Below are 16782 nucleotides of genomic sequence, written 5' to 3'. Positions count from 1 at the left end.
TTGCCGAACAGTGTGCGCCGGATCGCCGCCACCGAAACGCGGGCGGCCCCGACCCTGTGGACAACGAGTCGGGGCGGTTCGGGTTCCGCGCGGGACGTCATCCGGAGGGAGCAAGGGGACACACCATCCGGATGACGTCCCGTGCTGATTGAGGCCGCGGAAGAGCGGGTAAGGCCGATCCATGAGCAGTTCCCCGGACCTCGAGGTCAGCTCAGCCGACCTCCAGCAGATCGCCACCGTCCTCGACGGTGCCGGCAGTGCGCTCTACGGCCACTCCTCCGACCTTGAGTCGACCCCGGACGCCGGGCAGTCGTCCGACGAGGTCGCCAAGGCGATGGTCAGCCTCTCCAGCGCGGTCGCCGGCCTGGCCCAGCACCTCGGCAGCCTCGCCGAGAGCACCACCGCCGCCGACACCGACTTCACCGGCACCGACGGCGCGGTCAGCGGCGCGATGTCCCAGCAGCAGGGGCTGCTCGGCCCATGAGCGACGTCCTCGAGACCCAGGTGTACGGCGACCCCGGGGCGTGCACCACCGCAGCCACCCAGGCCGGCACCGCCGACACCGCGATCGGCGACGCCGAGTCGTCCCTCGGCACCGCCCGCTCGCTCGCCGGCTCCTGGCACGGCCAGGCCGGCGCGGCGTTCGAGGGCCAGGTCGAGGCCACCAGCAAGGACGCCGCCGAGCTCTCGACCCGGGTCAAGGCGATCCAGACCGCCCTCACCGACTTCGCCGGCGAGCTGACCGTCGTGCAGGAGCGGATGGCGCACGCGCGCTCGGTCGCGTCGGCTGCCGGCGTGTCCGTCAACGGCACCCAGATCGTCGCGCCGACCGCTCCCGACGCCGCGAGCCAGGGCCAGGTCGACGCCTACAACAAGAAGGCCGACGCGTGGAACGAGGCCGTCGAGATCGTCGACGGCGCCCGCACCAAGGAGAGCGAGGCCCACCAGAACCTCGCCGACGGGATCAGCAAGTCCACCGGCGACGGCTGGATCGAGGACCTCCTCCAGCGGCTCGGCTTCCTGCCGCCCGACTTCGCCGACGGCATGGACATCGGCTCGTGGGCCTTCGGCCTCGGGGGTCTCGGCTTCGGTGCCGGCGCCAGCTGGATGATCAACGGCAAGTACGGCGTCTTCCAGCCCCGCGTGGCCGGCCGCTTCGGCAGCGCCAGCGGGATGGGCTTCTGGCAGCGCGCGCTCGCGGCCGGCAACGGCGACAACTGGCACGCCACGCCGTACGGCGCCGCCTCCCGCGGCGCGTGGGAGACGGCCGGCAAGTGGGCCGGCCGGGCCGGCGTCGCGGTCACGGCGCTGACCTCCGGCTGGGACCAGTGGCAGGCCGACGCCGACGACCCCTCCCTCGACACCACCGAGCGGGTCACCCGCGCGACCACCAAGGGCGCCACCACGGCAGCAGGAGCCTGGGCCGGCGCCGAGGGCGGCGCCTGGGCCGGCGGCGCGATCGGCACCGCGATCTGCCCGGGTGTCGGCACCGTCGTGGGTGGTGTGGTCGGCGGCCTCATCGGTGGCGCCATCGGCGGCTTCGCCGGCGGCGAGCTCGGCGACGCGATCATGGACCCGGTCAGCGACGCGGTCTCGGCCACCGGCGACTGGATCGGCGACACGGCCGGCGACGTGGGCGACTTCGCCTCCGACGTCGGCGACACCCTGAGCTTCTGGGACTGAGGGAGCCGTCGTGATCTACGTGCTGATGCTGGTCGGCGGCCTCGCCCTGGCCGCCTGGAACACCTGGCAGCACCTCGGCCGCAGCCCCGCCGCGCGCTCGTGGGCGCGCAGCGTCAAGGGCAGCTGGGGCGTGCGCAGCGTGCTGGTCGTCCGGCCGCTCATCGCGGTCGTCCTCGTGCTCGGCGCCGTCACCGGCTGGATGTCGGCCGACAGCGGTGCCTACGTCGTCCTCGGTCTCGCGATAGGAGTCTCGCTCGTGGCCCTTCTGGCCTTCCTGGTGCTGCCACTGCCGGTGCCGCGCTTCGCCCAGCCGTCGTGGTTCCAGCGGACCACCGGTGCCCGGGCGGCCACCCGTGGCTGACCTCGAGCTCCCCGCGGGCTGGGAGGTCCTCGACGACCCCACCGGCGAGACCGTGCTCATCGCGCGCGAGCCCGCCGACGACGAGCGCCCCGACCGGTTCCGCGCCAACCTCGTGGTCACGGCGGTCACCGTCGGCGGGATGAGCTTCCGCGACTGGCAGGCCGGCACCGACGAGCTGCTGCCTCGCGTGCTCGACGACTACCTGCCGGTCGACCTCGAGAAGGTCGACGTCGGCCGCCACTCCGGCGGCCGACGCCTCGCCCACCACGCCTCCCCCGGCGGCGAGGCGCTGACCATGGAGCAGTGGTTCGTGCTGGTCGACGACGTGGGCCACACCCTGACCGCGACCGTCGAGACCTGGAGGTACGACGAGCTCGCCGACCTCTGCGCCGGTGTGGCAGCGACCTGGCAGCCGGGAGGCGCGGCATGAGCGACGACCTGCTGATCGCCCTGACCCTGCGGGTCACCGGACCCGAGGCCCAGCTCGAGCACCGGGCGCGGATCGACCGCGACGTCGTGCTGCTCGACGCCGAGGTGCGTCCCGGTCAGCTCCAGGAGCTCAGCTTCCCGCCGGCGTTCCTCACCTCCGCGCTGGTCCGGCTCACCCGGATGCGACCGCGGCGCCCCGACGACACCGGCCCCGACTTCAGCTGGGAGCTCGAGCTCGAGTGGGACGGCGGGTCCAGGCGACTGGCGGCCACCGACGGACCCAGCGGCATCCGGCTCACCGACCCGGTCGACGGCAGCGAGCGGCCGGCGTCCAACACCGAGGTCTACCGGATCCTGTCGACGCTGCTGCCCTGAGACGGGCTACGCGGTGCGCCACTCCAGGGTGGCCGGGTCGGCGCCGAGCAGCGACAGCGCGCCGGTGGCCATCGTGGCCAGGTCGGCCGCCCGTCCCTCGTCGACGGTGACCCAGTAGTTGGGGTACGCCGGCTGGGTGCCGGCCGGGTCCGGGTCGCCGGGCGCGAGCCAGCCGAGCATCCGCAGCCGGTCGTGCTCGGCCTCGCTGATCTCCCAGTCGCCGCCGATCCAGGTCGAGCCGACACACTCGCCGTACAGGTGCCGCGGGTCGCGCAGGAACTGCACGTAGCGCGTCGGCGGTGGCTTCGGCTTCCGCCCGAACAGCCCGGACCTCTCCGGCTCGGGCACCGGTTCACCGAGGATCAGGAACGAGCCCTGCTCGAGGGAGCCGAGGCGCTGGACGAGCTCACGGTGCAGGTCGTCGAAGCCCATCGAGCGACGTCAGTCCAGGACGCCGGGTGCGGCGCCCTCGTCGTCGACCCAGTCCTCGTCCACGTCGAAGACGTCGTGCTTGCCCGACTTGTCGTCATCCTTGCGCCGACCGCCGCGACCACCGCCCGCTGCGCCGCCGGACCGGCCGCCGGAACGGCCACCGGCCTTGCCGCCCCGGGTCGACGATCCGCTGCGGTTGGCGCCTGCGGCACCGCCCGCGGAGCGGCCACTGGCTCCCGTGCCGGACGTCGTGCTGGCGGACGAGACGCCGCTGCGACCGAGCGTGGTCGCTCCGGCGGCGCGGGAGGTGGTGCCGATGCCGCGGACCGCGCTCTGGGCGGTGCTGGGACTGGCGCCACCGGACGACAGGATGCCGCGGAGCCCACCCGAGGTGAGACCCGCGCCGAGCAGGCCCGCGCCCACTCCGCCCGCGGTCGCGCCCGCGACGAGGCCGGTGCCCGGCAGACCGCCGCCGGGGCTGGTGCCGACGGGGATCGTGCCGATGGTGCCGCCGCCGCCGGGCTCCTGGGTGCCGCCGCCGGGCGGGTAGGTGACGCCCGGTCCGGGCGGGTTGGTGGTGTGGCCGCCGTGGCCGGGGTTGTGGTGGTGTCCCGGGTGGTAGCCAGGACCGGAGCCGGGGTTGGGACCGGCCAGGTGGACCGCAGGTGCCCCGCCGCCGTGGCCGCCGGCGGACGACGAACCGCCGCCACCGCCGCCGACCGGGCCGCGCCGACCCCCGTCGTCGCCGCCCTCCTTCTCGCCGTGGATCTCCCGCATCGTGTCGGACGAGTGCCGGAGCGCCTGGTCGAGCTTGTCGGCGTGCTCGCGCGAGACCCGCTCGCGGTGCTCGACCTCGGACTGGTGGGCAGCCGCCTTGGCGAGGTAGTCGTTGTGGTGCTTGATCCCGGCCTCCGAGCCGGGGTCTTCGCTCGGGGTGTACGTCGGCGGCGCGGACTCGGCGCCGAGGGCCTCGTGAGCGCTCTTGGCCTCGTCGAGAGCGGCCTGGGCGCTGGCCAGCGCCTGGGAGCCGGCGCGGAGCTTGGTCTCGCGCTCCTTCATGCCCGCAGCCGCGGCCTTGAAGGCGGAGTTCATCGCGCTGGCGGTCTTCTCCCCGGCCTCGCCGGCCACGACCGGCATCTCGGCCTGGTCGAGCTGGCCGGAGACGGTGCGGAGGATGTCGGCGCACTTCGCCCACTCGTAGGAACGGCTGTCGACGTTGCCGGGACGAGCGCCCTGGAGCGCCTGGATCAGACGGGTCTCCTGCGGTCCGGGCATCAGTTCCCCCCGCCGTTCTCCGCCACCGACGGAACGCACGCGGTAGCCGGGTTGGGGTTGGTGTGCAGGTCCGTCGGCGTCGTGCAGAGGTTGATGGTGTTGAGGTTGTTCATGGTGACCCCGGCGTCGTCGTCGGTGATGTCCATGTCCTCGCCGAACTTCACGACGTTGACGCGGTAGCCCTTGAGGCCCGCCACCATCTCCTCGATCGCGTCGACGACGTGCTGGTGCGCCGTCGAGGTCTGCAGGTCGAGGTCCTGCCCGGCGACCGAGCCACCGAAGGCGCCCGCAGCCACGGCTGCAGGCGGCGAGGCGTGCAGCTCGTTGGCGTTCTCGTCCAACATCTTCTTGATCTCGTCGATCGTCTGCTGATCGACGCCGATCGCTCCTAGGAACGCATCAGCCTGAACCATGTCTACTCCCCGTATCCCGAAACTCCGACAAGGGTCATCCCCGACCTCCTGCCCTCCGAAGTGTGGAACGAAACCAGCCCGGGTAGGTGACGGCCCATGGACGCGAATCGGGTCGTACGTCGGAGTCTCTGCGCCACTGCGGTGGCGGCTTCGCTGCTCGTCGCCGGGTGCGGCGGGTCGTCGGATCCCACCAGCGATCCGACCGGCTCCAGCGCCTCGCCGACCGCGACGGGCTCCTCCCCCACCGAGTCGACCAGCGAGTCGACCAGCTCCGGATCGGACGTCACCCCCGCCACCGGCCCGCTGCTCGACATGTCGGCCCTGTCGGTGCGCGCGCCCGAGAAGTGGAAGCTGCAGAAGCAGCTCGTGGACTTCGCCATCGACGCGAAGGCGCCCGGCTCCGCCACCGGCGTCCAGCTGACGGACCTGCGAGCACTCGGCGACGCCTCGTTGCAGGAGCTCGCCAAGAGCGCGATCAAGGACTACAGCGACGTCCGCTCCGTGAAGGTCCTCGACCCCGTCACGATCGACGGCGTCGAGTGCTACCACGTGACCGGCGGCATCTCCCGCCTCGACCAGTTCGACGACTTCGGCGCCATCCACGACGGCCGCCAGGTCAACCTGCACTTCATCTTCGCGACCAGCGACTTCACTCCCGCCGAGCGCCAGCAGGTCATCGACTCCGTGCTCGCGACCTGGACCTGGAAGTAGTCGCTCAGGAGCCGAGCGGCTCGGTGACCAGCGCCAGGGAGACCTGGGCCAGCTCGGCCGGGACCGCGGCACCGAACGGCCCGGTGCTCTTCATGGTCAGGTCGAGCACGGCCTTGTCGGACGGCAGCGCGTAGGCGCCACGCGCCTCGCCCGGACCGGAGTACGTCGCCTCGCAGCCGTCGTCGTAGCGCTTGAACGTGGTGCCGCCCGAGGTGTTGATGTCGTCGCAGGCGTCACCGAGGGCACCCGTCGCGTCGTCGTCGGTGCCGAAGGCCGTCACGGTGGCCGTCAGGTCGACGGCTCCCTGGCGGTCGCCCTCCAACGTGCAGGTCGCCGTCGCGGTCGAGCTGTCGGAGGACGACTCGTGGTCGGACTCGGTGAGCTGCCACTCGGGCGAGACGACGCTCAGCAGCCGGTCGCACAGGTTGTCGGGCAAGGTCACCACCTCCGTGCTCGATCCGGGCGGCCCGTCGCTGCCGCTGTCGCAGCCCACCAGCAGCGACGAGAACGCGGCGGCGAGGACGAGAGGCAGCACCCGGGATCGCATGGCCCCCATCCTCCCGCGTCGGCCCGTCGACCAAACCGACCGTTTCCCCGGCGACATCGAGGGGAAGGAACCCGACATCGGACGGGAGACGGAGACACCGATGCCACCACTCGACCACGACGGCGTCACCTTGCTGCGCCGCATCCAGTACGCCGACGGCGACGCAGTCAGCGGCGACGTCGCCCACACGACCGGCGAGTCCGACTCGGGCTCGCTCGCCCTGACCCTCGACGCGGCCCGACGGGTCGTCGCGGTCGAGGTGCGCAGCGTCGACGACCTGCGGCGGCCCGGCGACCTCGCGACCGCGGTGAGGACTGCGTTCGCGATCGCCGACGACCGGCGCATCCTCGCGTCGCTCGAGGCGAGCGGCGAGCTCGCCCGCTACGTCGCGCTCGGCGAGGAACGCATCGCGGGTCGACGCCCGCTGCAGATCCCACCCGGTCCCAGCGTCCATCGTGGTGCGCAGCGTCCATCCGGGGCCGCGACGCCCGCCGGTGCGACCGGCACGTCGGACAACACCTACCTCAGCGTCCGCCTCGATGCCGAGGGCGTGCTGCTCGCGGTCGACGCGGACGAGGCCTGGCTCTCCACCGCCCGGCCCGAGCACCTCAAGAACGCGCTCGCGACCGCCTTCCGCGACGCCGCCCGGCACCTCCTCGACCGACCCATCCAGGGAGCCTGACATGGCCGACTCGATCCACGTCGACGCCCAACGCATCGCCGAGGCGTCCGCAGGGTGGTACGCCATGACCACCGACATCGCCAGCGCGAGCTTCCTCGTCGCGGACGGGCTCGGGCAGGGTGAGGCCTTCGGCGAGCTCGCCACCCTGGCCGGCATCCCGCCGCTCCACAACGAGCTCGTCTCGGCGCTGCACGTCGCCCTCGGCGACGCACTCGCCGCGGCCGGCCGGATCTCGCGGCTGCTGGAGGCCGTCGCCCACGACTTCGGGGTCACCGACGACGAGATCGCCGCGGCCCAGCAGAAGATCAAGAGCGAGGTGGCCGCGCGATGAGCGTCGGGGCCCTCGAGACCTTCTCGGACCTCGAGTCCGAGATCGAGCAGAAGCTCAGCGACTTCAAGGACAAGATCCAGGAGGCGCTCGAGTGGGTCAAGCAGAAGTGGGACGACTCCGGCTTCACCTCGGGCTGGCGGTTCCTGTCCCCCGGGTGGGCCGCGCTCGTCGAGCACTACGCCCACAAGCTCGAGGACGCGTTCCAGGCGATCTGGGACAAGTTCGAGCAGATGTGCAAGGACATCTGGGAGACCGTCGACCAGCTCTTCGCGACGCCGTGGAAGCTCATGGAGCTCCAGTCGTCCTACATCCAGGCGGCGGAGAAGCTGCGCGGCCAGTCGATCACGATCAGCCAGATGGTCCACGACGTCGGCAAGGGCTGGGAGGGCGACGCGTTCGACTCCTACTCGCAGGTCGCGACGGAGTTCTCCAACGCCCTCGGCGGCATCGACCAGGGACTGACGAAGACGGCGGCGGCGTACGCCACCGGGGCGAAGGAGATCCTCGAGACCTGGCGCACCGTCATCTCGGCGATCCTCAGCTATGCCGGTGACGTCGTCGACGCCATCCAGGAGGGCACCGACGCCGGCAAGGTCCTGACCCTCGACACCGGCCCGGCGATCAAGGTCATCCTCGATGCCGCCATCAAGGCCGCCCAGCTGCTGAACGACCTGTCCGGCACCTTCGACACCGACGCGACCATCAACATCGCGATGTGGAACGACCTCAACGCCGGGCTCCCCGGCCTCGAGTCAGGCAACGGCTGGCCGCAGATGGCGACCGGCGACGTGTCCGACATCAAGGACAAGGGCGACTGGGAGCACCACTAGCCCCGTGCGGGATCCGGGTCGGGATCAGCGGAAGCGCAGCGTCCCGGCGTACCACTGGTTGGTCCAGAGCTTGTCCGTGCGGACGCGGGTGCCGGAGTACGGCGCGTGCAGGACCCAGCGGTGCCCGTGGTTGAAGCCGGCGTAGACGCCGACGTGGTAGACCCCGCCGCCGTCGTAGAAGAAGATCAGGTCGCCGCGGCGCATGGCGCTGCGCGGGATCCGCTTGGCGAAGTGGGCCTGGGCCGACGACGTCCGCGGGATGTGCTTGAAGCCGGCGTGGCGGTAGCTGAAGAACGTCAGGCCGGAGCAGTCGAAGCGGCTCGGGCCGGCGGCGCCGTACGCGTAGGGGTCGCCCTTCTGGTGGACGGCGATGCCGACGGCGCGGCTGATCCGGTTGGCGGTGCGCTGACGCTCGGTCAACTGGTGGCCGGACTTGTGGCCGGTCTGCGCTGCGTGACCGGACGACGCCATCATGGCGTGCGCGTCGGTCGAGGGTGCGGTGGCCAGCAGGCCGATGGCGAGGGCACCGCTGCAGGCGATGCGGAGGCCGGTGCGGCCGAGGCCGCGGACGAGCATGGGCATGGTGGTGGACATGTGCGTGGTTCCTTCCCACGCCTGCGAGGTGAGCTGTCGGGTTCGGGCGAGGAAGGTGCCCGGCCACTGACCCGGTGCGGGTCGGTGGCTTCACCCCGAGCGGCCGGAGCCGCATGAAGAGTGGTTCCCCCACTCCTGCCCGTGGATCTTCTGCGTCGGTCGCGGTGGACCTGGCGGACCGGTGCCCGGGCGGGCAGGACTCGGCGTTCCCGGGATCGGCTGTGCGTGTGCACGGTGGTGCAATCGTCAATGACAGTAACCAGACGATTCACGCGATCACGAGTCGGCAAACGCAGATTTGCGTGGTCCGCACCACACCTCTCGCCTGAATTTCCGGCAGAACGGGGCGAAGGTCACACCCGGCTCAGGCCAGGATGCGGCCCTCGTCGAGCCGGATCACCCGGTCGGCGACCTCCCAGACCCGCTCGTCGTGGGTCGAGACGAGCATCGCCGTACCCCCGCGGGCGGCGTCCTCCAGGGCCGTCACGACCTGGGCGACGTGGTCGTCGTCCTGGTGCCCGGTGGGCTCGTCGAGGACGGCCACGCGCGACCCCAGGACGAGCGCGCGTGCGACCGCGGTGCGCTGCTGCTCGCCGAGCGAGGTCTCGGCGATCCCGCGCCGGGTGAAGGAGGTCAGGTCGAGCGCCTCCGCGAGCCGGGCGAACGCCTCGGCCGGATCGACGCCGGCGCGGTAGGCCGGCAGGCAGACGTTGTCCTCGACGGACAGCCCGACGAGCAGGCCGTGCTGCTGGGGTACGACGGCCACGACGGCCCAGTCCGCGACGCCGGCGGTCGGTCGGCCGTCGATGGTGACGGAGCCGTGCTCGGGCGACTCGAAGCCCGCCGCGAGGTGGCAGACCGTGGTCTTGCCGGACCCCGACGGGCCGGCGAGGGCGACCAGCTCGCCCGGCTCGACGCGCAGCGACAGGTCGTGCAGCACCTCGACCCGGCCGGCGCCGGCGCCGTACCCGTGGCTGACCCCGCTGATCTCGAGCGCACTCATGTCGGCTCCTCGGGACGGCGCAGCCGGACCTCGTCGCCCACCGTCTCGACGACGACCCGGCGGGAGGGGAACAGGTCGAGCACGTCGGGCGGCAGCTGCAGCCGGCCGGTGGAGTCGATGACCGCGGCCGTTGCCCGACGGCCCGCGGTCTCGCTGGAGACGACGCCGTGCCGCAGCCGGAGCAGCCGGTCGGCCCGATGGGTGACCCGGTCGTCGTGGCTGCTGATCACGACCGCCGAGCCGGCGGCAGCCGCCGCGAGCAGGGCCTCCATGACGCGGTCGGCGTTGGCATGGTCGAGCTCGGCGGTGGGCTCGTCGGCGACGATCAACGACGGGGTGCCGACCAGGGCGATGGCCACGGCGAGCCGCTGCTGCTCACCGCCGGAGAGTGCGGACGGTCGGTGGTCGGCCCGGTCGCTGAGGCCGACCGCCGCCAGCGCCTCGTCGAGGTGGTCGTGGGAGGCGCCGCGCCAGGACGCGACCTGGCCGAGCTGGTCGCAGGCGCGCAGGTGCGGGAAGATCGCCCCCGAGGAGCGCTGCGGCACGAAGCCGATCCGCTTGCGGCGCAGGCGGCGCAGCTCGCGGGTGGACGCGACCGCGACGTCGCTGCCGAGCACGGTCAGCCGCCCGGCGCTCGGTCGGTCGCGGGCGCCGAGCAGGGTCAGCAGGCTGCTCTTGCCGCTGCCCGAGGGTCCGGCGACCACGGTCAGGGCGCCGGGCTCCAGCTCCAGCCCGATGCCCCGCAGCGCATGGGTCTCCCCCGTGACGGAGCGGAAGACCTTGACGAGGTCCTCGCAGGAGACGATGTCATCCACCGGCACGGAGCACCTCCGCTGCGGAGCGACGACGGGTGAGGACGGTGCCGGCGACCCAGGCCAGCAGCACCAGGGCCACCAGGACCCCGAGCAGCCAGACGAGGTCGCTCCACTGCGGCCGCGGCTGGGAGAGCGGGGGGATCCGGGCCGCGGCGTCGATGATGACCGGCCCGAGGACCAGGACGGCGGCGGCGATCAGCGCCGCGACGACGGCCGTCGCCACGGCGTACCCCACCTCCCAGGCGCGGGCCCGGGCCAGGTCGGCGGGGCGGTATCCCATCCGGCGCAGCAGCACGTCGGAGACGGCGTCGCGGTCGGAGAGGCGCAGCGCGAGCACCAGGCCGGCGGCGAGCGCGAGGGCGAGCACGACCCCACCGAGGGCGAGCACGTAGCCCGCGGCCCAGGTGGAGGCGACCAGGCCGTTCTCGACCCGGGCCTCGGTCGCGGTCTCGAGGGTGCCGTCGGTGGTGATGTCCGCGGCGCCGAGCTGACTGCGGAGAGCGTGCCCGGAGGCCTGGCTCCACACGACGGAGGTCAGCTGTCCTCCCGGCCCGATGCTGCCGGGGTCCACCTTCTTGCGCGGGTCCACGGGGGGCGGAACCAGCTTGAACAGGCGTCGGCTGTCGATGACGACGGTGACCGAGCCGGGCTCGGTCTCGGAGCCCGGGAACGCGTCCACCACCCCGAGGACGTAGACGGGCACGGTGACGACGGAGTCGAAGCTGATGAGCGTCTCGGCGCCGGCCTTCAGGTTCGTGTCACCGGCCAGGATCACCGGCAGCCCGCGCTCCTTCGTCGGCAGCCGCGGGACCAGCGCCCGGCCCGCGTCGAGCTCGCCCGAGCCACCCCAGTCGGCGACGTCGGCGAACGAGCCCGGGTCGATCGCCATCAGCGGCACCTGGCTCTCGTTGGGCGGCAGCGCGACGTTGCGGCGCCAGACGAGCGTGGTGTCGTCGACGGGCGGGTAGACGGCCCGGTCGGTGCCCTGCCCCCGGAAGTCGTCGACGACCTCGAGCGTCGTCTCGGTCCCGGCGAGGGCCGCGGTCTTGTCGGCGACTCCCTGGTCGATGCCGCGCTGGACGGTCAGCGTGTAGGCGAACAGCCCGAGCGAGACGGCGACGACCGCGGACAGCGCGACGACCTCGCGGAGCACGGGTCCGGTACGCCGGGCGGCGAGCCACCGCGGCGTCCCCGGGCGCGCCCGGGTCGAGCGGTGGGCGCGCACCCACGCCCCACCGCGGATGACCAGCATCGCCACGGAGGCCGTGACGAGGAACGGGAAGGCCGTGGTGAGCGGCGTGGTCGCTCGGCCGGTGATCTCGACCGTGAGGACCGCGAAGCCGACCACGACCGTGACCACCACCAGCGCGGTCCCCCAGGGCACCGAGACCCGGCTCCGGCCCAGCCGGGAGATCCGGTCGAGCCGGTCGGTCGCCAGCGCGGAGAAGCCGGCGGTCACGGCGATGAGCAGCAGCCCGACGGCACCGGCGACGGCTGCGTGGACGACCTCGTCCTGGGTGATCGGCACGCCGGCCACGGTCGGCGGGCCGGCCACCGCGACGCCGAGCTGGGCGAGACCGACCCCGGCGGGCACGGCGAGGACGCAGAGGAGCAACGCCTCGAGGGCGGCGAGCAGGGTGAGCTCGAGCGGGCGGAGGCCGAGACCGCTGGCGAGCAGCTGCTCGCGGCGCCGGTTGAGGCCGATGAGCACCCAGGCGGCGACCAGGAGGAGCCCGGCGAGCACCTCGCCGGCGACGGCGTACGGCCGCACCTGGGTGCGGGCCGAGCTGGACGTGCTCTCGGACGCATCGACGATCGAGGGCAGGCCGGTGATCACGTCGAGCGACGCGGGGGCCGGCAGGGCGTCGGCGAGCTCGCCGTAGACGGGCGTGCTGCCGTCGAACGCGGCGTCGCCGTACGCCGCCGTCTGGTCGACCGCGACGGCCGCCTCGTCCGGCGTCACGTCGGGGTCGAGCAGCAGGTCGGCGACGTAGAACGGGTGCTCCTGCACCTTCGGCGCGATCCGGTCGAAGGTCGCCCGGCTGACGATCGCCATCGGGGTGACCAGCTTGGGCGAGGTGGGGTCGTGCGGCAGGAACCAGCGCTCGGAATCGGGCAGCGCGGCGAGGTCGGCCGGGAGCGGCGAGCCGGGCTCGGGCTCGTAGGTGCCGGAGAGCGTGATCGGGCGGAGGTGACGGCTGGTGCCGAGGAAGGTCTGCTCCATGCCGATCTTGAGCTCGTCGCCGATCTTGAGGTGCAGCTCGTCGGCGGTCGCCGTGGGCAGCCAGACCCCCGGGTCGTCGTCAGCGGCGCCGAGCGCCGCGAGGGCGCCGTCGTGGTACCAGAGGACCGCGGGTGAGCTCGTCCCGTCGGCGCGGGCGACCGGGTGGTTGGTCTGGCTCTGACCGACCCCGGTGGCGGTCACCGTCGGCTCGCCGTACGACGGCATCGCGGACAGCGGGTCCAGGAACGGGTCGATGTCGCTGACGACGCCGTCCCAGGTGACGCGGAGGTCGCCGGACTGGTCGCCGTACGGACCGGCGGCCCCGGCCGCGAGGCCGTCGGAGAGCGCGGTCGATCGGGCGGTCTCGACGAACAGCGCGGGAGCGACCACGGACCCGACGAACAGGGTGGCGGCCACCAGGACGAGCACCGCCCACCCGGGCGTCCGGGCGAGCCGGAACGGCGCGGCCCACCACAACGGGTGGGACCGGGGCCTCGTCACCCGGTCACCCTAAGCGAGTGGGAGCGCTTCCACCACACCTATCCCGGAACGACCTCCGTGACCAGGTCGGCGACCGAGTCGACGATGCGGGTCGGGCGGTAGGGGAAGGTCTCGACGTCCTCGGGACGCGTCGAGCCGGTCGTGACCAGGATGGTCCGCAGCCCGGCCTCGAGCCCGCTGATGATGTCGGTGTCCATCCGGTCGCCCACCATCACGGTGGTCTCGGAGTGCGCCTCCAGCCGGTTGAGGGCGCTGCGCATCATCAGCGGGTTGGGCTTGCCGATGAAGTACGGCGTGCGCCCGGTCGCGGTGCTGATCAGCGCCGCGACCGACCCGGTCGCGGGGAGCATGCCGTGCTGGCTGGGTCCGCTCACGTCGGGGTTGGTGGCGATGAACCGCGCGCCGGAGGCGACCAGCCGGATCGCCCGGGTGATCGCCTCGAAGGAGTAGGTCCGGGTCTCCCCCAGCACCACGTAGTCGGGGTCACGGTCGGTCATCACGTAGCCGATGTCGTGCAGCGCCGTCGTCAGGCCGGCCTCGCCCACGACGTACGCCGTGCCGTGCGGGCGCTGGTCGTCGAGGAACTGGGCGGTCGCGAGCGCGGAGGTCCAGATGGCGTCCTCGGGCACGTCGATGCCGCTGCCGAGCAGCCGGGCGCGGAGGTCGCGCGGGGTGAAGATCGAGTTGTTGGTCAGCACCAGGAAGCGACGACCGGACGACTTGAGCGCCTCGATGAACTCCTGGGCCCCCGGGATCGGGACCTCCTCGTGGACGAGGACGCCGTCCATGTCCGTCAGCCAGGTCTCCACGGGGCGCGAGGCGGTCATGGCGGCATTGTGTCAGGGGCGGGATTCAGGGGTGGGGCGTCAGCGGCGGGGCAGGAGCAGGTCGATGCCGTCCGCGGGGTGCTCGCCGGTCACGCGACCACCGAGGGCCTCCACGACGGTGCGCACCTGGCCCATCCGGTCGAGCGTCTCGTTGTCGAGCTCGGTCGCGGGCGCCGGACCGGCGCAGAGGACGTGGATCCGCAGGTGTCCGCCGGGCTCGCCGCGGAAGGTGATCCGCACAGCGCCCGAGCCACGTCGTACGACGTCGGCGAGCAGCAGGTCGGTCACGTGCTCGACCGGACCCGGCGTGTAGGTCAGCTCGAGGTCGCCCTCGACCGCGGCGGTCACGGCCCGGTTGCGGGCCCCGAGCCGGTCGGCCCAGCGCTGGGCGAGCTGGGCGGACAGGTCGGACAGGGGCAGCTCGGCGCCGACGACGAGGCTGCCGCGCCGGGTGATCTCGACCAGCTCGGTGGCGACCGCCGTGACCTCCTCGACGCGGGTCAGGCAGCGGTTGACCGCCTCCTTGGCGTCGAGCGGGATGTCGTCGCGCAGCGTGAGGTCCTCGAGCTCGAGGCGGATACCGGTCAGCGGGGTGCGCAGGACGTGGGAGGCGTGCTCGGCGAAGGCCCGCTCGCGGTGGACGCGGTCCTCGAGCTGGAAGGCGCTCGAGCGCAGGGCGTTGGAGATCGCCAGCGCCTCCGGCACCCGCGTCTTGGGGAGGTCCAGGTCGAAGCGGCCCCGGCCCAGCGCCGCGGCGGCGACCGCCAGCCGCTGGAAGGGCGAGGAGAGCGCCGAGGCGACCAGGAAGCCGGCCATGCCGGCGACGACGGCGATGAGGAGGAAGAGCGCGCCGATGGAGCCCAGGTCGCGGCCGATGACGTCGCGCACGACCGACGGCGACTCGCTGACGATCACGCTGGACCCACCGCTGACGGTGGAGCGGGCCGAGATGTCCCGGTCGAGGTCGCCGTCGCCCGCGTAGTCCTCGCCGTGGACGACGATCGGGTCTCCCGTGCCGGCAGGGTCGTACTCGAGCCGGTCCTTGGGCCCGACCAGGCCGGTGAGGAAGTCCTCGTCGACGGTGCCGCCGCCGGCCTGCCGGTCCTCGACGATGGAGCTGATCAGCTCGGCGTCCTGGCCCAGCTGTCCCGCGGACTGCTCGCGGATCAGGTCTCGGAGCACGTAGGTCCGCACGGCACCGGCTCCGAGGAGCAGGACGACGGTCAGGACGATGAAGGCGAAGGTGAGGCGTTCACGCATCCGGGGTGCCGCCTTCGAGGCGGAATCCCACGCCTCGAACGGCAACCACTCGATCCGTCACGCCCATGCTTTCCAGCTTCTGGCGGAGTCGACCGATGGTGACGTCGAGCGTCTTGGTCGAGCCGTACCAGTTCTCGTCCCACACATCGGCCATCAGCCGGCCGCGGGAGACGACCTTGTCCCGGTTGGCGGCGAGGATGTTCAAGACCTCGAACTCCTTGCCGGTGAGCGGGATCTCCTCGGCGCCGGCGTAGACCCGGCGGGCGTCGACATCGATCCGCAGACCATCGGGCGGACCCTCGTCGACCACGGTGGTGACCGCGGAGGAGGTACGGCGCAACAGAGCACGGACCCGTGCTTGCAGCTCGGCCAGGCCGAAAGGCTTGGCCAGGTAGTCGTCCGCCCCGTAGTCGAGGCCGACGACCCGATCCAGCTCGCCGGCCCGCGCGGTGACGATGATGATCGCCCCCTCGTAGCCGGCTTCCCGTGCCCGTCGACAGACCTCGAGGCCGTCGATGTCCGGGAGCCCGAGGTCGAGGATCATGAGCTCGGGTGCCGACGCCAGGCCGTCGAGCGCCTTCTGGCCGCTCTCCACCCACTCGACGTCGTACCCCTCACGTTCCAGCGTCCGAACGAGGGGAAATGCAATGTCCTCCTCGTCCTCAACGACTAGAACTCGATGCGCCATGGGAGCGAGCATAGGACCCGCGTCGCTCCGACTGAGGCCGATACTCACGGTTTGACCTCGTGGAGCACCGCCGAGTCCGCCTCGGTGCCGTCGCTCGGCGGGCGCAGGGTGGGCTGCTTGGCCATCAGTCGTCGCGACATCAGCAGCGCCAACGCCATCGCCGACCCGACGGTCAGCAGCCATCCCTGGGGGTGGAAGAGGAAGAGGTAGGCCCACCCGACCCACGGGACGCTGAACGCGACCCGGGACATGGTCTGGCCTGCGGGGCGGAGCGTCCAGGGGTCGACCGCGGTCTCGGCGTCGCCCTTCGTGACGATGCCCTCGGGTCCGATCGCCACGATCCGATGGGTCACCATGCCGTCCACATCGGCAGCGGCGGGCGGCTCATAAGTGATCACGTCACCGGGGCGCAGATCACTGACGGGTACGACGCGCTCGAAGACGATCGAGCCCTGGCCGATGGAGCCGGCCATCGAGTCGCCGCTCATCACGTAGCGCTCGAGGCCCAGGCCGATGGGCAGCAGCACCAAGAAGGTGACCGGCCCGAAGACGACGATGGACAGCAGAAGGCGCCCCCACGGCGTGGGCGCCGGGCGGTGGGGAGCGGTTTCGATCTCCATGGTTCGTTGTCTTCCGAGATGTCCGAGTGGGGGCGAGTGTGGACCGGTCCGTCCGGCGTTCCCCCCAGATACGCCGGACGGACCTGTCCACTTACTCGGAGAGCGGCACGCTCGGCGTTCCCCCCAGATACGCCGCGCGCTTCGCCCGTTCGGTCTGACGCCGACCGTCCGCGCTCCCCCC

At 72.4% G+C, this 16782-nt stretch carries 21 protein-coding genes and 1 riboswitch; of the genes, 9 read left to right on the top strand and 12 right to left on the bottom strand.

Translation table 11 applies throughout. The features are described from left to right. The first annotated feature begins 181 nt into the window (after window positions 1-181). From ABLE68_RS13610 to ABLE68_RS13590, 5 genes are read left to right on the top strand one after another with little or no spacing between them, the layout of a single operon-like run. Entirely contained in the window at window positions 182-484 is a 303-nt protein-coding gene (locus ABLE68_RS13610; RefSeq protein ID WP_348872016.1) for a hypothetical protein, read from the top strand. Next, window positions 481-1683: a hypothetical protein gene (locus ABLE68_RS13605; RefSeq protein ID WP_348872015.1), complete on the top strand. Its 1203-nt coding sequence runs from the start codon at window positions 481-483 to the stop codon at window positions 1681-1683. The genes ABLE68_RS13610 and ABLE68_RS13605 overlap by 4 nt, the downstream gene beginning before the upstream one ends. 10 nt (window positions 1684-1693) lie before the next feature. Beyond that, window positions 1694-2044 carry a hypothetical protein gene (locus ABLE68_RS13600; protein WP_348872014.1) on the top strand — a complete coding sequence of 117 codons (351 nt, stop codon included), beginning with the start codon at window positions 1694-1696 and terminating at the stop codon, window positions 2042-2044. Beyond that, window positions 2037-2474: a DcrB/PsbP domain-containing protein gene (locus tag ABLE68_RS13595; RefSeq protein ID WP_348872012.1), complete on the top strand. Its 438-nt coding sequence runs from the start codon at window positions 2037-2039 to the stop codon at window positions 2472-2474. Before ABLE68_RS13600 ends, ABLE68_RS13595 begins: the two co-directional genes overlap by 8 nt. Next, window positions 2471-2848: a hypothetical protein gene (locus ABLE68_RS13590; RefSeq protein ID WP_348872011.1), complete on the top strand. Its 378-nt coding sequence runs from the start codon at window positions 2471-2473 to the stop codon at window positions 2846-2848. Before ABLE68_RS13595 ends, ABLE68_RS13590 begins: the two co-directional genes overlap by 4 nt. Before the next feature lie 6 nt (window positions 2849-2854). On the opposite strand, the gene ABLE68_RS13585 is transcribed toward ABLE68_RS13590, so the two are convergent. Genes ABLE68_RS13585 through ABLE68_RS13575 form a run of 3 tightly spaced genes read right to left on the bottom strand, consistent with a single transcriptional unit; the run spans window position 2855 to window position 4968 of the window. Beyond that, window positions 2855-3280 carry a TY-Chap domain-containing protein gene (locus ABLE68_RS13585; protein WP_348872009.1) on the bottom strand — a complete coding sequence of 142 codons (426 nt, stop codon included), beginning with the start codon at window positions 3278-3280 and terminating at the stop codon, window positions 2855-2857. Between the two features lie 9 nt (window positions 3281-3289). Then, on the bottom strand, window positions 3290-4555 hold the full coding sequence (locus ABLE68_RS13580) for a hypothetical protein (RefSeq protein WP_348872008.1): 1266 nt from the start codon (window positions 4553-4555) through the stop codon (window positions 3290-3292). Then, complete coding sequence (locus ABLE68_RS13575; RefSeq protein ID WP_348872006.1) at window positions 4555-4968, bottom strand: hypothetical protein; 414 nt, start codon at window positions 4966-4968, stop codon at window positions 4555-4557. Before ABLE68_RS13575 ends, ABLE68_RS13580 begins: the two co-directional genes overlap by 1 nt. Before the next feature lie 96 nt (window positions 4969-5064). Here ABLE68_RS13575 and ABLE68_RS13570 point away from each other — a divergent pair, with 96 nt between their 5' ends. Continuing rightward, window positions 5065-5679: a hypothetical protein gene (locus ABLE68_RS13570; protein ID WP_348872004.1), complete on the top strand. Its 615-nt coding sequence runs from the start codon at window positions 5065-5067 to the stop codon at window positions 5677-5679. 4 nt (window positions 5680-5683) lie between these two features. On the opposite strand, the gene ABLE68_RS13565 is transcribed toward ABLE68_RS13570, so the two are convergent. Beyond that, the gene (locus ABLE68_RS13565; RefSeq protein WP_348872003.1) at window positions 5684-6226 is read right to left on the bottom strand and encodes a hypothetical protein; all 543 of its coding nucleotides are present in this window, start codon (window positions 6224-6226) and stop codon (window positions 5684-5686) included. A gap of 100 nt (window positions 6227-6326) precedes the next feature. Between ABLE68_RS13565 and ABLE68_RS13560 the strand changes: the two genes are divergently transcribed. From ABLE68_RS13560 to ABLE68_RS13550, 3 genes are read left to right on the top strand one after another with little or no spacing between them, the layout of a single operon-like run. After that, on the top strand, window positions 6327-6908 hold the full coding sequence (locus ABLE68_RS13560; RefSeq protein WP_348872002.1) for a hypothetical protein: 582 nt from the start codon (window positions 6327-6329) through the stop codon (window positions 6906-6908). A gap of 1 nt (window position 6909) precedes the next feature. Then, window positions 6910-7239 (top strand): hypothetical protein, encoded by a 330-nt coding sequence (locus ABLE68_RS13555; RefSeq protein ID WP_348872001.1) that lies wholly within the window; start codon window positions 6910-6912, stop codon window positions 7237-7239. Further along, window positions 7236-8069 (top strand): WXG100 family type VII secretion target, encoded by an 834-nt coding sequence (locus ABLE68_RS13550; protein WP_348872000.1) that lies wholly within the window; start codon window positions 7236-7238, stop codon window positions 8067-8069. The genes ABLE68_RS13555 and ABLE68_RS13550 overlap by 4 nt, the downstream gene beginning before the upstream one ends. A 24-nt stretch (window positions 8070-8093) precedes the next feature. Here ABLE68_RS13550 and ABLE68_RS13545 read toward each other — a convergent pair whose 3' ends face one another. The 8 genes from ABLE68_RS13545 to ABLE68_RS13510 all read right to left on the bottom strand — a co-directional run bounded on the left by ABLE68_RS13545 (window position 8094) and on the right by ABLE68_RS13510 (window position 16601). Next, complete coding sequence (locus tag ABLE68_RS13545) at window positions 8094-8663, bottom strand: C40 family peptidase (RefSeq protein WP_348871999.1); 570 nt, start codon at window positions 8661-8663, stop codon at window positions 8094-8096. A gap of 5 nt (window positions 8664-8668) precedes the next feature. Then, a riboswitch (cyclic di-AMP (ydaO/yuaA leader) is annotated at window positions 8669-8828 on the bottom strand. 199 nt (window positions 8829-9027) lie between these two features. Continuing rightward, window positions 9028-9666, bottom strand: coding sequence for an ABC transporter ATP-binding protein (locus tag ABLE68_RS13540; RefSeq protein ID WP_348871998.1), 639 nt, complete (start codon window positions 9664-9666; stop codon window positions 9028-9030). Further along, window positions 9663-10487: an ABC transporter ATP-binding protein gene (locus tag ABLE68_RS13535; RefSeq protein ID WP_348871996.1), complete on the bottom strand. Its 825-nt coding sequence runs from the start codon at window positions 10485-10487 to the stop codon at window positions 9663-9665. Before ABLE68_RS13535 ends, ABLE68_RS13540 begins: the two co-directional genes overlap by 4 nt. Then, window positions 10474-13206 carry a hypothetical protein gene (locus ABLE68_RS13530; protein ID WP_348871994.1) on the bottom strand — a complete coding sequence of 911 codons (2733 nt, stop codon included), beginning with the start codon at window positions 13204-13206 and terminating at the stop codon, window positions 10474-10476. Before ABLE68_RS13530 ends, ABLE68_RS13535 begins: the two co-directional genes overlap by 14 nt. Window positions 13207-13244: 38 nt before the next feature. Then, window positions 13245-14033 (bottom strand): HAD-IIA family hydrolase, encoded by a 789-nt coding sequence (locus tag ABLE68_RS13525; RefSeq protein WP_348871992.1) that lies wholly within the window; start codon window positions 14031-14033, stop codon window positions 13245-13247. Between the two features lie 39 nt (window positions 14034-14072). Then, window positions 14073-15293: a hypothetical protein gene (locus ABLE68_RS13520; RefSeq protein WP_348871991.1), complete on the bottom strand. Its 1221-nt coding sequence runs from the start codon at window positions 15291-15293 to the stop codon at window positions 14073-14075. Next, window positions 15286-16029 (bottom strand): response regulator transcription factor, encoded by a 744-nt coding sequence (locus ABLE68_RS13515; RefSeq protein ID WP_425475629.1) that lies wholly within the window; start codon window positions 16027-16029, stop codon window positions 15286-15288. The genes ABLE68_RS13520 and ABLE68_RS13515 overlap by 8 nt, the downstream gene beginning before the upstream one ends. Next, the gene (locus tag ABLE68_RS13510) at window positions 16026-16601 is read right to left on the bottom strand and encodes a S24/S26 family peptidase (RefSeq protein ID WP_348871990.1); all 576 of its coding nucleotides are present in this window, start codon (window positions 16599-16601) and stop codon (window positions 16026-16028) included. Before ABLE68_RS13510 ends, ABLE68_RS13515 begins: the two co-directional genes overlap by 4 nt. Window positions 16602-16782: the final 181 nt, after the last annotated feature.

Origin of the sequence: Nocardioides pollutisoli, assembly GCF_040045055.1 — a bacterium.
Taxonomy (GTDB): Bacteria; Actinomycetota; Actinomycetes; order Propionibacteriales; family Nocardioidaceae; genus Nocardioides; species Nocardioides tweenelious.
This window is presented reverse-complemented; position numbering and strand designations above follow the sequence as displayed.